This is a genomic window from Pseudomonas viridiflava, assembly GCF_900184295.1.
GTDB lineage: Bacteria > Pseudomonadota > Gammaproteobacteria > Pseudomonadales > Pseudomonadaceae > Aquipseudomonas > Aquipseudomonas viridiflava.
The window spans coordinates 2,343,987-2,357,084 of the sequence record NZ_LT855380.1; the positions used below are offsets into that span (position 1 = coordinate 2,343,987).

The 13,098-nt window shown below is 57.2% G+C and carries 18 protein-coding genes; 11 read left to right on the forward strand and 7 right to left on the reverse strand.

Annotated features, from left to right (window positions below):
- Positions 1–60: 60 nt before the first annotated feature.
- On the forward strand, positions 61–249 hold the full coding sequence (locus CFBP1590_RS10790; RefSeq protein WP_029243681.1) for a hypothetical protein: 189 nt from the start codon (positions 61–63) through the stop codon (positions 247–249).
- Positions 250–267: 18 nt separating this feature from the next.
- Here CFBP1590_RS10790 and CFBP1590_RS10795 read toward each other — a convergent pair whose 3' ends face one another.
- Both CFBP1590_RS10795 and CFBP1590_RS10800 read right to left on the reverse strand, forming a co-directional pair.
- Positions 268–660 carry a Fe2+/Zn2+ uptake regulation protein gene (locus CFBP1590_RS10795; RefSeq protein ID WP_029243682.1) on the reverse strand — a complete coding sequence of 131 codons (393 nt, stop codon included), beginning with the start codon at positions 658–660 and terminating at the stop codon, positions 268–270.
- Positions 661–876: 216 nt separating this feature from the next.
- Positions 877–1,908 carry a FecR family protein gene (locus CFBP1590_RS10800; protein WP_029243683.1) on the reverse strand — a complete coding sequence of 344 codons (1,032 nt, stop codon included), beginning with the start codon at positions 1,906–1,908 and terminating at the stop codon, positions 877–879.
- A gap of 217 nt (positions 1,909–2,125) precedes the next feature.
- Between CFBP1590_RS10800 and CFBP1590_RS10805 the strand changes: the two genes are divergently transcribed.
- From CFBP1590_RS10805 to map, 5 genes are all read left to right on the forward strand, one after another.
- Positions 2,126–3,169 carry an Ldh family oxidoreductase gene (locus CFBP1590_RS10805; RefSeq protein ID WP_088234995.1) on the forward strand — a complete coding sequence of 348 codons (1,044 nt, stop codon included), beginning with the start codon at positions 2,126–2,128 and terminating at the stop codon, positions 3,167–3,169.
- Between the two features lie 67 nt (positions 3,170–3,236).
- Positions 3,237–3,434: a hypothetical protein gene (locus CFBP1590_RS10810; protein WP_029243685.1), complete on the forward strand. Its 198-nt coding sequence runs from the start codon at positions 3,237–3,239 to the stop codon at positions 3,432–3,434.
- A gap of 73 nt (positions 3,435–3,507) precedes the next feature.
- A complete protein-coding gene (locus CFBP1590_RS10815) occupies positions 3,508–3,834 on the forward strand; it encodes a helix-turn-helix domain-containing protein (RefSeq protein ID WP_004886922.1) in 327 nt (108 codons plus the stop codon).
- Between the two features lie 76 nt (positions 3,835–3,910).
- Entirely contained in the window at positions 3,911–4,153 is a 243-nt protein-coding gene (locus CFBP1590_RS10820; protein WP_004886923.1) for a ParD-like family protein, read from the forward strand.
- Complete coding sequence (gene map, locus CFBP1590_RS10825; RefSeq protein ID WP_004886925.1) at positions 4,150–4,941, forward strand: type I methionyl aminopeptidase; 792 nt, start codon at positions 4,150–4,152, stop codon at positions 4,939–4,941. The genes CFBP1590_RS10820 and map overlap by 4 nt, the downstream gene beginning before the upstream one ends.
- A 71-nt stretch (positions 4,942–5,012) precedes the next feature.
- Here the strand turns inward: map and CFBP1590_RS10830 are convergent, their stop codons facing one another.
- The 5 genes from CFBP1590_RS10830 to CFBP1590_RS10850 form a co-directional block, all read right to left on the reverse strand.
- Positions 5,013–5,255 carry a DUF6555 family protein gene (locus CFBP1590_RS10830; protein WP_029243688.1) on the reverse strand — a complete coding sequence of 81 codons (243 nt, stop codon included), beginning with the start codon at positions 5,253–5,255 and terminating at the stop codon, positions 5,013–5,015.
- A gap of 408 nt (positions 5,256–5,663) precedes the next feature.
- A complete protein-coding gene (locus CFBP1590_RS10835) occupies positions 5,664–6,218 on the reverse strand; it encodes a hypothetical protein (RefSeq protein ID WP_088234996.1) in 555 nt (184 codons plus the stop codon).
- Entirely contained in the window at positions 6,215–6,943 is a 729-nt protein-coding gene (locus CFBP1590_RS10840) for a hypothetical protein (protein ID WP_043306430.1), read from the reverse strand. Before CFBP1590_RS10840 ends, CFBP1590_RS10835 begins: the two co-directional genes overlap by 4 nt.
- Positions 6,944–6,947: 4 nt before the next feature.
- Positions 6,948–7,445 carry a PAAR domain-containing protein gene (locus CFBP1590_RS10845; RefSeq protein WP_029243691.1) on the reverse strand — a complete coding sequence of 166 codons (498 nt, stop codon included), beginning with the start codon at positions 7,443–7,445 and terminating at the stop codon, positions 6,948–6,950.
- A gap of 266 nt (positions 7,446–7,711) precedes the next feature.
- On the reverse strand, positions 7,712–7,912 hold the full coding sequence (locus CFBP1590_RS10850) for a DUF1654 domain-containing protein (protein ID WP_043306431.1): 201 nt from the start codon (positions 7,910–7,912) through the stop codon (positions 7,712–7,714).
- Between the two features lie 192 nt (positions 7,913–8,104).
- Between CFBP1590_RS10850 and CFBP1590_RS10855 the strand changes: the two genes are divergently transcribed.
- The 5 genes from CFBP1590_RS10855 (at position 8,105) to CFBP1590_RS10875 (ending at position 13,069) form a co-directional block, all read left to right on the forward strand.
- Positions 8,105–8,329: a YgdI/YgdR family lipoprotein gene (locus tag CFBP1590_RS10855; protein ID WP_004886930.1), complete on the forward strand. Its 225-nt coding sequence runs from the start codon at positions 8,105–8,107 to the stop codon at positions 8,327–8,329.
- Positions 8,330–8,494: 165 nt separating this feature from the next.
- Positions 8,495–9,454: a sugar ABC transporter substrate-binding protein gene (locus CFBP1590_RS10860; protein WP_058431197.1), complete on the forward strand. Its 960-nt coding sequence runs from the start codon at positions 8,495–8,497 to the stop codon at positions 9,452–9,454.
- A gap of 54 nt (positions 9,455–9,508) precedes the next feature.
- Entirely contained in the window at positions 9,509–11,062 is a 1,554-nt protein-coding gene (locus tag CFBP1590_RS10865; RefSeq protein ID WP_025994988.1) for a sugar ABC transporter ATP-binding protein, read from the forward strand.
- Positions 11,059–12,051, forward strand: a complete 993-nt coding sequence (locus tag CFBP1590_RS10870; RefSeq protein ID WP_025994989.1) for an ABC transporter permease — start codon at positions 11,059–11,061, stop codon at positions 12,049–12,051. Before CFBP1590_RS10865 ends, CFBP1590_RS10870 begins: the two co-directional genes overlap by 4 nt.
- A gap of 1 nt (position 12,052) precedes the next feature.
- Positions 12,053–13,069 carry a LacI family DNA-binding transcriptional regulator gene (locus tag CFBP1590_RS10875; protein ID WP_029243695.1) on the forward strand — a complete coding sequence of 339 codons (1,017 nt, stop codon included), beginning with the start codon at positions 12,053–12,055 and terminating at the stop codon, positions 13,067–13,069.
- Positions 13,070–13,098: the final 29 nt, after the last annotated feature.

Below are 13,098 nucleotides of genomic sequence, written 5' to 3' on the forward strand. Positions count from 1 at the left end.
AAGATGTCCGCGCATTTGCGCAGAGCCGATGCCGTTCATGACGTAATCAGGAAAACCGAAATGACCAACAAGCAGCGTTTGATTTACTCGATTCTGATCGCTCTGAGTGTGCTGGCGATCATGCTGGGCCTCTCGCACCTGCAGAACAGCGGTGTGATCAGCGAGAAGGCCTTCCAGTACATCGCCATCGGCGTTGCTGTGCTGGTGGTGGTGCTCAACGGGATCATGCGCCGCAAGGTCAGGCGCTGAGCTTCACGGGCCGCCGGATTACCTGCTCGATTCGCCCAGCCATTCCATGGCACGAGGATGCAGACTGTAGGTCTTGTCCTCGTTGAGATGGATGACGCCTTCATCGCAAAGACGCTTGAGCACCTCGCGTACGCTGAGGAATGACAACGGCACGTCCAGCCTGAGCAGTTGACTGTGCACGCCTCGCACGCCGAGCGACTGACCGCTTTCGTTCGACACCAGCAGTGCATCCAGCACCTTGAGTCTGACCAGGCTGGTGCGCAGACCGAAGCTCTTGAGCAGCAGCCGGATGTGATCATTGCCCGGACGCTCGATCTCTGCCGCAGGCGATTGGGCCTGGGTCTGCGCCTGCGCAGAAATGGCGGTCTGCCTGAGCATCGTACGGGTCGTTGTTCCTTGGCGATTGAACATGCGCAAATTCCTTTTCAGGCTTTTAAACAAAATCTCATCTATAAGACGAACGAGCGGCGCAAAACCTCAGGTGCGAACGCAAAAAAATAGCAGAGAGTTGCACGACGAGCCGGATTACCGCGTACCAAGTCGCGAAAACAGCGGCGTCGAGCACGGATGACTTCAGGCGCAAGGGATGTTTCAGGATGTAAGATCAGCGCCGTCTCTGGACATGAGTCAGCCTTTGGGTGAGTTGGTGCCACGTGTGTTCAGGACCGGATTTCCGTTCTGGTTCTGCGTCACATAAACCGGCAATACCTTGGGCAGTGACGTGAGCAGGCCCGAGATGTCTCGGGTGTTGTAAGTGCCGCCAAGACGAATCGCACCGGTGGCATTGTCCGCCAGCAGGATCGGCGTCTGCAGGTAACGGTTGATCATCGGCAATGCCTGGCTCAACGGCAGATCATTGAAGATCAGCTTGCCGTTGCGCCACGCCAGACTGGTGTCGTCGGCGGCGACATGACTGATGCCGGGGCGGTTATCACCGGTTTTGTAAGTGGCTTGCATACCGGGGTCCAGGTGATCGCTGAAGTCCGGTTGCGAGCGATCGCTGCTGACCTGTACCGACCCCTCGACCAGCGTTACCCGAACCTGATCCTGATAGGTCCACACATTGAAGCGCGTGCCGGTCACCTTGATGCTTCCTGCGCCGGCGTCCACGACGAAAGGGTGGGTGAGGTCGTGGCTGACTTCGAAAAATGCTTCGCCTTTTTTCAAGGTAACGCTGCGGCGGTCCTTGTAATTGGCGTAGGTCAGTTCTGTGCCCAGGTCCATTTCCACGCGGCTGCCGTCGTCCATGGTGATGAGACGAGTAGCATTGGTCGTGGTGTAGGTTTCGTACGCGTTGGGAATCAGTCCCTGGTTCCAGCCGATGTAGCCAGCCACCGGTACAGCCAGTGCCGCAACGGTTGCAGCCACGGCGAGAGGACGCCAGTTGCGCCTGCGTCGTGGCAAGACATTGGACTCTGGTGCAGTGTTCGATACGACGGGCGAGGGTGGCGGATTGACCGGATCCAGCTGTCCCGACATCTCCCAGATATCGCGCATTGCCTCGAACTCGGTCGCGTGCAGCGGATGAGCCTTGAGCCACTGATCGAACAGTTTCCGCTCGGCAGGCGAGCAGTCGTCAGCGTGCAGTCGCATACACCAGTGCGCGGCGGCATCGGTGATCTGCTCGTATTCTGCTTCGCTGAGGCTGGGTTCGTTCATGGGCTCTCCGTTACTGACCGCTGGCGCATTCTACCCCCGGACAGGAGAGGGAGAGAACATTGGACCGTTACGATGTATCAATCCCGGCTTAATTCTTCGTGAATGTGATCTGCTCTCATTGATGTATCGGGCTGCGGGAGTGTTTCTGGAATGCGCTTGGCGCTACTCTTGATCGCAACCCAATGCCTGCCCTGACCGTCATGATCCGGAGTTCCAGATGCACGCCGCTCACCCTGATGACTCGACCCGAACCCTTTCCCTTGCGCAACTGACCGAGCTGTTGCAACGAATCTTTCTGGCCCATGGCACGTCGCTGGATGTGGCGACTGTTCTTTCTGAAAACTGCGCCAGCGCCCAGCGGGACGGTTCGCACAGTCACGGCATCTTTCGCATTCCGGGGTATCTTTCTTCGCTGGCCAGCGGTTGGGTGGACGGCAAGGCGGTGCCGGTTGTGGAGGATGTCGCACCTGCGTTCGTGAGGGTCGACGCGGCCAACGGTTTCGCCCAGCCCGCGCTCGCGGCGGCGCGGCCGTTGCTGATCGACAAGGCGCGCAGCGCAGGTATTGCGATTCTGGCCATCCGAAACTCTCATCATTTTGCGGCGCTGTGGCCGGACGTCGAGCCGTTCGCCGAGCAGGGGCTGGTGGCCCTGAGCATGGTCAACAGCATGACCTGCGTTGTGCCGCACGGTGCGCAGAAGCCGTTGTTCGGAACCAACCCCATCGCGTTCGCAGCACCTCGTCATGATTCAACGCCACTGGTTTTCGATCTGGCGACCAGTGCCATGGCCCATGGCGATGTGCAGATCGCTGCGCGTGAAGGCCGTCTGTTACCCGAAGGGATGGGGGTGGATCGGGAGGGACAGGCGACCTGTGACCCCAAGGCGATTCTGGATGGCGGGGCGCTGCTGCCGTTTGGCGGGCACAAGGGTTCGGCATTGGCGATGATGGTTGAACTGCTGGCGGCGGGTTTGACCGGCGGAAACTTTTCGTTCGAGTTCGACTGGTCGAAGCATCCCGGTGCGCAAACGCCATGGACCGGCCAGTTGATGATTGTCATCGATCCCGACAAGGGCAGTGGCCAGTCCTTTGCGCAACGTAGCGAGGTGCTTGTGCAGCAGCTTCATGGTGTCGGTCAGGCGCGTATGCCGGGTGATCGTCGTTACGCCGAGCGAGCCAGATCGATGGCGAATGGCATCGAAATGAACGCCAGCGATGTGATGCGCCTGCAGGCACTGGCAGAGAATGACCATTCGTCGTAACCGGGCTTGTATTAGCCTCTGGATCTAAATACTGTATGCATAACCAGTAAAGAAAAAGAGGTGTTCCATGTCCCTGAAGTCAGCGCATAGCCCGGTTGCCCATCAGCTTCGCACCGGTACGTCGGTCAACGAAATGCAGCGTGAAGATTTTCTGGCTCTGGCCGCAGCACTGCGCCAGTTCAATGCGTACGAGGCGCAGGTTTCCATGGTCGTCGCGGCTGCTCAGGCAGGTGGTGACTATCGTGAAAACCGCGCGAGTGAATAAAGCCCGATAACTCAACATGATTAATGGATGCAGCGTATCGTGATGGATGCAATTCCGCCTCAGGTGCATCCATATGAAAGATTTCGGCGCGCGACTGAAAGAAGAGCGCCAGGCATTGGGGCTATCGCAACACAGATTTGCCGCCATTGGTGGTGTCGAGGCCAATGCCCAGGGCAAATACGAAAACGGTAAGCGCATGCCGCGTTCCACTTATCTGGTGGCGCTGAGCGAGAAAGGAGTCGACGTGCTGTATGTGCTGTGCGGTAAAAGATTACCGGTCTGCATCGACTCACTCTCGGCTGCCGAAAAAGACATCATCCTGCGCTTCAGATCACTGAGCTGCGTCGACCAGAGCGCGATCAGCCAGCTGGCGTTGTCCTTGTGCAAGCGTCTCGACTGATCACTCGATACACCTGTTCTGTTGCTTGTGAATATACGAAACGTATATGCTTCGTATATTCAAAGTGAGGTGAAACATGGGCCTGGTCAAAATTTCCGAACACATGCACGCAGACCTGCGTTGCGCCAGTGTTGCACTGAGTCGTTCCATCAATGCTCAGGCGGAGCACTGGATGCGCATCGGCATGCTCGCAGAGCTGCATCCAACGTTGGACTACAGCGAAATCTGTCAGATGCTGATTCGTCTCGAAGACGCTGACGGTACTGTGCTGTCGACTCAATCCTTCAAGCTGACCGAACTGTCGAAGGCGGCCTCATGAGCGGCGGTATCAGTCTCAAGACCGAGCAGGATCTGGTTCAGTTGCGCATCGCCGGCAGGCTCGCGGCTGACGTGCTTGCGATGATCACGCCTTACGTCAAGGCAGGCGTGAGCACCGAAGCGCTGGACGACATCTGCAACGAGTACATCGTCAAGGAACTCAAGGTGATTCCGGCCAACGTCGGGTATCACGGCTTTACCAAGACAACCTGCATTTCCCCGAATGCGGTGGTCTGCCATGGCATTCCGTCGGCATCGGACATCCTCAAGGAAGGCGACATCGTCAACATTGATGTGGCCGTCATCAAGGATGGCTGGTACGGCGATACCAGTCGCATGTATCTGGTCGGCGAGGTCAGTCCGCTGGCCCGGCGTCTGGTCGAAACCACCTACGAAGCAACCCGTGCAGGCATTCACGCGGTGCGTCCGGGTGCGACGTTGGGCGACATTGGATATGCGATCCAGAGCGTTGCCCATCGCGAAGGTTTCAGCGTGGTGCGCGAGTACTGCGGGCACGGCATTGGACGCAAATACCATGAAGAGCCTCAGGTGCTGCATTACGGTACGCAGGGCAAAGGCCTGAAACTCAAGGAAGGCATGGTCTTCACCATCGAGCCGATGATCAACGCAGGCAAGGCGGGCACCCGCACATTGCCGGATGGCTGGACCGTATTGACCAGTGACATGTCACTTTCAGCGCAGTGGGAGCACATGGTGGCAGTCACCTCGACGGGTTTCGAGCTGCTGACGCCCTGGCCCGAGGGCACAGGTTCTTATCCTGCGATCTGAGTCGCATTGCAGCCCAAAAAAACGACCTCCAGGTGAGGTCGTTTTTTATTGTGAGTCTCGACAGTGCCGACTCAGGTCTGCTCAGGCTGCGTACGCCGCTTCCAGTGCACCTCTGTCACACCAAAGCCTTGAGCCTGCAAGGTCGCCAGCCTCACAGGCCCGGCGGCGACATGATCGCTGACCGTACCGACACCTGCATGCAGCGTTGCGCAATGCAGCGCATCGCTCTGGCAAAGTTGAAGAGTCTGGTGAAGAAAGGACCGGGTTTCACCCTTGAACCGATAGTGAATTTCAAATTCCGTTTGATTCATCATTACCTGCCTGCAAGGCGTAGACACTACGCCATCCTAAAATGAGTACGTGGGGTACTGGGCAGTTCGAAGCCGGGGCTGCTTCGACGCTGCAACATCATTTCGAGATCGATACAGGCGTGTACTGCTACGCGTCGCCTTGATCGGACTGCTGTCTCAGAAGGGTAGCGCGAAAATTACACCGTTTCGATTGCAAGTGAACAGTTGTCCGACAAGTGGCGCAAAGCCATATCTGTTCGCGTGTAAAAGCTGTGTATGACTGTCCGAACGAAGGTGTCGCTGTCGGGGGCAGTAGCACGCGCAACCACCTATGGTATGTGCCATGCAGGTCCTTTATATGTGTGAATACAGAGGTGTCATCGCCTCGCCTTCCGAAGAGCGGGAGCAGGTCGAGATAAACGTTTGGCCTGGCTAGCGCTGCTCGGCAGCGTGATTCATTTCTTTCAGGTGCGTAACAAGGTTTGCGGTAGGGATGTACACCGTGTCGGTGTAATAGGCTTTGAATCCGTAGGCGGTGACGGACACTTGGCACGGAATGCTTTCTTGTCCGGCCAAAAGATTTTCCAAGGCTGCCCCCGAGGTGATTGGCATCGGGACAGGTACCTCTTTTTCTTCGGTTGTGTTGAATGACAGCGAAGAACGGAAGTAAAACGTCCCGCTTTTGCCGGGCTTGGTGTCAGCTTCAAGAAGACCGATTCCCCGCGCTTTAATCGTGTGATTCACATCGAAATTCTTATCATGGTCCAAGGCGCACACGAATTTAGGCGTATTTTGATTCTGCTGCTCATAGATATTGAAGACTTCGCTAAGATTTTGATCCGATTCAAGTTTTACATAAAGTACGGAGTCGCCGGGTTGGGAGAATCCCGCAAAAGTCAATGATGCGGTCGGAATGTTGGGTGTGCGTGCGCATGCGCTGCACGTGAGCACGGTGACGAGTGTCATTAGTTTCAGGGGCGTGGTCATTTTAAACTTTTCACGTAGGCATCAAACAGAAAGTCCAAAGCACATTTATTTTCTTCAATCAGTGCAACCATCATATGGCCCGCGAACGCATGGTTCAGATTGACTGTTGCATTGATATTAGGGCCTTGACCCACACTCCATCGCTCTCCGAAGTTCGCGACGTGGTCTGACGCATCTGGTTTGTCTGGGTGAGCACGAATATTGATCCACATTTCGGCAACGGGCGTTGGTTCAGAGTAATAGATATCAGAACCCAGCCAGACCAGAGAGCCTTTGCCGACAGGGTCCAAGGTTATCAGAAGCGCGATTTTATAGCCTTTGTCAGACAGGATCCTGGAGAGGTGAGCTCCATTCCATCCACCGAGACTGTGTCCAACTATATAGACGGGGGAGGATTTGCCAGGGATAAGCTTGATGAAATGATCTTCGATATCACTTTCCCCGCGAGCCTTCTCATATCCCCAAACATACTTTGTATATTTCTCAGAAAGCTGCGCATTTGTCATTCTCTTCGACATCAGCAAGTCCACATCATCGATGTTACGAAATGCGCCTTGAAAATAGTAGCTTTGCTGGTCTCCGGCGCCGCCGATGTAAAATATAACAGGCTTGGCGGCGGGTACAGGTACGACCTTGATTTGTGAATTGCTCACTGCTGTCAAGGTGTGCGTTGTCGCCAAGCTTGCGGTGTTGCCATTGGGCAAAATTATTTTCTCTGCTTCCATGCTCTCAATCTTCCAAAAATAGTTTGATACTTTCAGCCAGGTGCGAGCTCACTCTATGTGTGTAACCCTGCGCATCGCTGATCCCGTGTTCAATACTGCCATCAGCGCGCTGAATACCGTAGGCATGGTGTGGAACAGGTTCGCCCGACGTTTCATCGACGAGTCTTATTTTATCGTCGAAGTGCACTGGCATTGGCGCCAACCCACTGAAAGGCGCAGGCACGAAAGTGTCGCCGATTATAATAGTGCTCGAGCCAGCCGTTACGATATTGCCATGGGCACCAACGCTATCCACGGTGGCAGCATTTAGCCCATTTATGAACACTGAAGAAGAGACTCCACTGTTAATCGGACTACCGCACGCGGACGTGTCGCCAAGGCGCGCAGCACCCAGGCCTTCGAAGATCACATCGGACGAGCCGGTAGCGAGCGAATTGGTAGCGTGACCCGAGATCGGGCACGCAGTGGGGTCAGTGATACGCGCCGCAGGTTTGCCGCTCATGGGGACGTCCGTTTCAGATATTCAAGGGTGAATAGTAAAGATGAACGTGCGCGTCTGGAAGGCACTGGATTTTCATGAGTCAGCACACTGCTCGGCTGGTTTGGCGGGGGGCAAGCCAGCCGAAGGGCAATGTTATCTGACTGGAGCAGAACTCCCTTATACCAAGGGGGACAGCCCGGTAGCATCTGGGATTTTAAGTTCGGGTGACTTGGTAAATGACAGTCGCGTTTGAGCAAACACACCTGACCGGTCACCAATTTGTGACCTCAATCTTCCTTCGGCACCGTCCAGAACAGCTGCACACCACCATCATCACGCCAGGCAAGGGTAACGTTGTCGTTTTCGGCTATTTCTTCAAGCAGTTGAGCCCAGTCATCTTCCGATTCGTCCTGCAGACGAAAGAGCAGGGCTGCTCTGGATTTCTGCGCGGTCGGCGAGTTGATGATCTTCTGTACCCGAATGCCCATGCGCTGATAGGAGTCGGGGGCTGAGGTTGCTGAGGATTGATTTGCCACGGAAAAAGTCCCTGAATAAGCTGTACGTGCGTACAGTATTTGAGTGTCGGATCTTTCGCAACACTTACGCAGGATAATGTTTCCGCCCTTTGATGATGCCTGTATCGTTTCACCTGCACATTCGTATAGGCCCAAGGAGTGAACATGAAATTCAAATTGCTGGTGCTGCCTGCCGTGGTTGCGGCTTCTCTCATGTTGTCTGGATGCTCCACCCCGTCGGTCGTCACGTTGCAGGACGGAACGCAATACATCACCAAGGATGCGCCAAAGACCAAGAGCCGTGACGGTTTCTATGAGTTCGAAGATATTTCGGGCAAAACCATCCGGATCAAGGCCGACGAAGTGGCCACTGTCCGCCCCGAAGAGTGAGACAGCGCTGCCCGGAGCAATCCTTCGGGCAGACTTCATTTCCCCGATTGACAAACCCTGCGACATTTTTCATAGTTCGCTTCTCGCAAACGTTTGCGCATCGATCCTGCGGATTGATTCTGCGTCGTTCGCCCGAACAATAATCACAAGATCGGAGATGAACTCATGAAGCTGCCATTCGCTGGACGCCTGCTCGCTGTCGCCATGTTTTCTGCCCTTGCGGCAATCGTTCCCCTCTCAGCCGTACACGCCCAGACCCCTGAAAAGCCTAAAGTCGCGCTGGTCATGAAATCCCTGGCCAACGAGTTCTTTCGGACCATGGAAGACGGTGCCAAGGCTTACCAGAAAGAACACGCCAGCGAGTTTGATCTCGTCTCCAACGGCATCAAGGATGAGTCCGATACCGCCAGCCAGATTCGCATTGTCGAGCAGATGATCGTTTCCAAGGTCGATGCACTGGTCATTGCGCCTGCCGACTCGAAAGCGCTGGTGTCGGTCTTGAAGAAAGCCTCCGATGCCGGGATCAAAGTCGTCAACATCGATAACCAGCTCGACGCCGACGTACTCAAAAGCAAGAACCTGCAGATTCCGTTCGTAGGCCCAGATAACCGCAAGGGCGCTGCCCAGGTCGGTGATTATCTGGCGACCAAGCTGAAGGCAGGCGATGAAGTCGGCATCATCGAAGGCGTGCCGACAACCACCAATGCCCAGCAGCGTACGGCCGGTTTCAAGGACGCCATGGACAAGGCGCAGATGAAAGTCGTGTCGGTACAGTCCGGCAACTGGGAAATCGACAAGGGCAACGCCGTCGCGTCCGCCATGCTGAACGAATACCCGAACCTCAAGGCATTGCTGGCCGGCAATGACAGCATGGCACTGGGCGCCGTTTCTGCCGTACGTGCTGCAGGCAAGACTGGCAAGGTGATGGTGGTGGGTTACGACAACATCAACGCCATCAAGCCGATGCTCAAGGATGGTCGAATCCTCGCCACCGCCGATCAGTACGCTGCCAGGCAGGCCGTGTTCGGGATCGAAGCGGCACTCAAGGCCGTCAAGGGCGAGAAGGTCGACACCAACGAGAAGGGCGTTATCGAAACGCCGGTCGAACTCGTTACCCAACCTTGATCCACACCGAGTGAAAGGCGTCTGCCCGAACAGGGCAGGCGCTGGGAGAAATGTATGTCAGCGTCTGCTCAGACGGCTGTTCTTTCGGTCAGTGGCATTGGTAAAACCTACGCTCAACCCGTGCTTGGCGATGTCGACCTGACGTTGATGCGCGGTGAAGTGCTGGCCCTGACCGGGGAAAACGGTGCCGGAAAAAGCACCTTGTCAAAGATCATCGGCGGGCTGGTCACGCCCACCACCGGCAGCATGCAATTTCAGGGGCAGCCCTACCAGCCAGCCAATCGCACCCAGGCCGAAAAGCTCGGGGTGCGTATGGTCATGCAGGAGCTGAACCTGCTGCCAACCCTGACCGTTGCCGAAAACCTGTTTCTGGACGATCTGCCACGCCGCGCGGGCTGGATCGATCGTAAGCGCCTGCGTGAAAACGCCATCAAGGCCATGGCCCAGGTTGGCCTGGATGCGATTGACCCGGACACGCTGGTTGGCGATCTGGGCATCGGGCATCAGCAGATGGTGGAAATTGCCCGTAACCTCGCTGGCGACTGCCACGTGCTGATTCTCGACGAGCCGACGGCGATGCTGACCTCGCGTGAAGTCGAAATGCTGTTCGAGCAGATCACGCGGTTGCAGGCTCGTGGCGTCTCGATCATCTACATTTCCCATCGCCTCGAAGAACTGGCCAGAGTGTCGCAGCGCATCGCCGTGTTGCGTGACGGCAAGCTGGTTTGCGTCGAGCCGATTTCCCGTTACAACAGCGAGCAACTGGTCACCCTGATGGTGGGGCGCGAACTGGGCGAACACATGGATATGGGCGCCCGGCAGATCGGCGAAGTCGCACTGTCGGTCAAATCGCTCAACCGCAAGGGCAAGGTCCAGGACGTCTCGTTCGATGTCCGCCGCGGTGAAATCTTCGGTATCTCCGGGCTGATCGGGGCGGGGCGGACCGAGCTGCTGCGCCTGATCTACGGCGCCGACATCGCCGACAGTGGCACGATTGAAGTGGGCCAGCCATTGCAGGCCGTCACCATTCGTTCGCCCGCCGATGCGGTCGAGCATGGCATTGCCTTGATCACGGAAGACCGCAAGAGCGAAGGCTTGCTGATGTCGCAATCGATCAGCGCCAACATCGCGCTGGGCAACATGAAAGCCATTTCCAGCGCAGGCATCGTCAATGCCGCTGACGAGCTCAAGCTCGCACAGCGTCAGGTGGACGCCATGCGTATTCGCAGCTCCAGCCCGACCCAATTGGTGTCGGAACTGTCCGGCGGCAATCAGCAGAAAGTGGTGATCGGTCGCTGGCTGGAGCGCGACTGCCCCGTCATGTTGTTCGACGAGCCAACGCGGGGCATCGATGTCGGCGCCAAATTCGACATCTATGCGCTGCTCGGCGAACTCACTCGTCAGGGCAGGGCGCTGGTGGTGGTTTCCAGTGATCTGCGCGAACTGATGCTGATCTGTGACCGCATCGGCGTGCTGTCGGCCGGTCGCCTGATCGATACGTTCGAACGCGACAGCTGGAGTCAGGACCAATTGCTGGCCGCAGCCTTTGCCGGTTATCAGAAACGTGATGCGCTGCTCAACGATGCAGCGCCCAGGAACGAGCCATGAAAAACGACACATCCCCGACGCTGACACTGCCGGCCCGTCGCGGCGGCACTTATTTCGGCCTGGGCACTTACCTGGGACTGGCGGGCGCCTTGCTGGCGATGATCGTCCTGTTCTCGCTACTCAGTGACCATTTCCTGTCGTACCAGACCTTCAGCACCCTGGCCAACCAGATTCCTGATCTGATGGTGCTGTCTGTCGGCATGACCCTGATCCTGATCATCGGCGGCATCGACCTGTCCGTGGGTTCGGTACTGGCATTGGCTGCAGCCGCGGTCAGCGTGGCTGTTCTGGGCTGGGGCTGGAGTGTGTTTCCGGCCGCGTTGCTGGGCATTGCCTGCGCAACACTGGCGGGCACCATCACCGGTTCGATCACCGTCGCATGGCGCATCCCGTCATTCATCGTCTCGCTGGGCGTGCTGGAAATGGCCCGGGGCGTGGCTTACCAGATGACTGACTCGCGCACGGCCTACATCGGTGATTCGTTCGCCTGGCTGTCCGATCCGGTGGCATTCGGTATTTCCCCGTCTTTCATTATTGCGCTGCTGGTGATCATCGTCGCTCAGGCTGTGCTGACCCGCACCGTCTTCGGTCGCTACCTGATCGGTATCGGCACCAATGAAGAAGCAGTGCGTCTGGCAGGCATCAATCCCAAGCCCTACAAGATCCTGGTGTTCTCGTTGATGGGGCTGCTGGCGGGCGTCGCGGCGCTGTTCCAGATCTCGCGACTGGAAGCGGCTGATCCAAATGCCGGTGCCGGGCTGGAATTGCAGGTGATCGCCGCTGTGGTCATTGGCGGTACCAGCCTGATGGGTGGACGCGGTTCGATCATCAGCACATTCTTCGGCGTGCTGATCATTTCGGTACTGGCCGCAGGCCTGGCGCAGATCGGCGCCACCGAACCCACCAAACGCATCATCACCGGCGCTGTGATCGTGATTGCCGTGGTGCTGGACACCTACCGCAGCAACCGGGCGCGGCGACAGGGCTGACATGGCAACCATCAAGGACGTAGCAGCACTGGCCGGGATTTCCTACACAACGGTTTCCCATGTGCTGAACAAGACCCGGCCGGTGAGCGAGCCGGTCCGGCTCAAGGTCGAGGCGGCCATCGCACAACTGGACTACGTGCCCAGTGCGGTGGCCCGTTCGCTCAAAGCCAAAAGTACGTCGACCATCGGCCTGTTGATTCCCAATGGCATGAACCCGTATTTCGCCGAGCTGGCCAGAGGCATCGAGGACTACTGCGAGCGCAACGGTTTCTGCGTGATTCTGTGCAACTCCGATGACAATCCCGAGAAGCAGCGCAGTTACCTGCGGGTTCTGCTGGAGAAGCGGGTAGACGGCCTGATCGTCTCATCGGTGGGCGCAGACGCGAGTGTTGCAGGAGGTCTTGCGGACGTTCGCACGCCGCTGGTCATCGTCGACCGCGAGCTGGAAAGTATCGAAGCCGACACGGTGCGTATCGATCACGAGCAGGGTGCCTATCTGGCGACGCGTCATCTGCTCGATCTGGGGCATAAACGCATTGCCTGTATCGGTGGGCCTCGCAACAGCACTGTTGCCGAAATGCGTCTGGCAGGGTATCGGCGTGCGATGCAGGAGGCGTCTGTCGAAATTGATCCGCAGTGGGCCGTACACAGTGATTTCACCAGTTCGGCCGGATACGAGGCCGCAGGCGAGCTGTTGGCCAGGCATCAGCCCACCGCGATCTTCGCCGGTAACGACGTCATTGCCATTGGTGTGCTGAGGGCTGCCGCCGAACGCAATATTGCTGTCCCGCAAAATCTGTCGGTCATCGGTTTCGATGACATCGAAATCAGCCGCTATGTCTATCCCGCACTCACCACCGTGGGGCAGTCGATCATGCAACTGGGCGAAACCGCGGCGCAAATGCTCTTGTGCAGAATCGCGGCGCCTCATGCCTCGCCCGTCGAAAAGCGTCTGGTGACGCCTGTCGTCGTGGTGCGTGAATCCACGGCCGCACCCTACAACGCTCCTGATCAATGACGAGCACGCACAGTAACGAGTGAATGAGC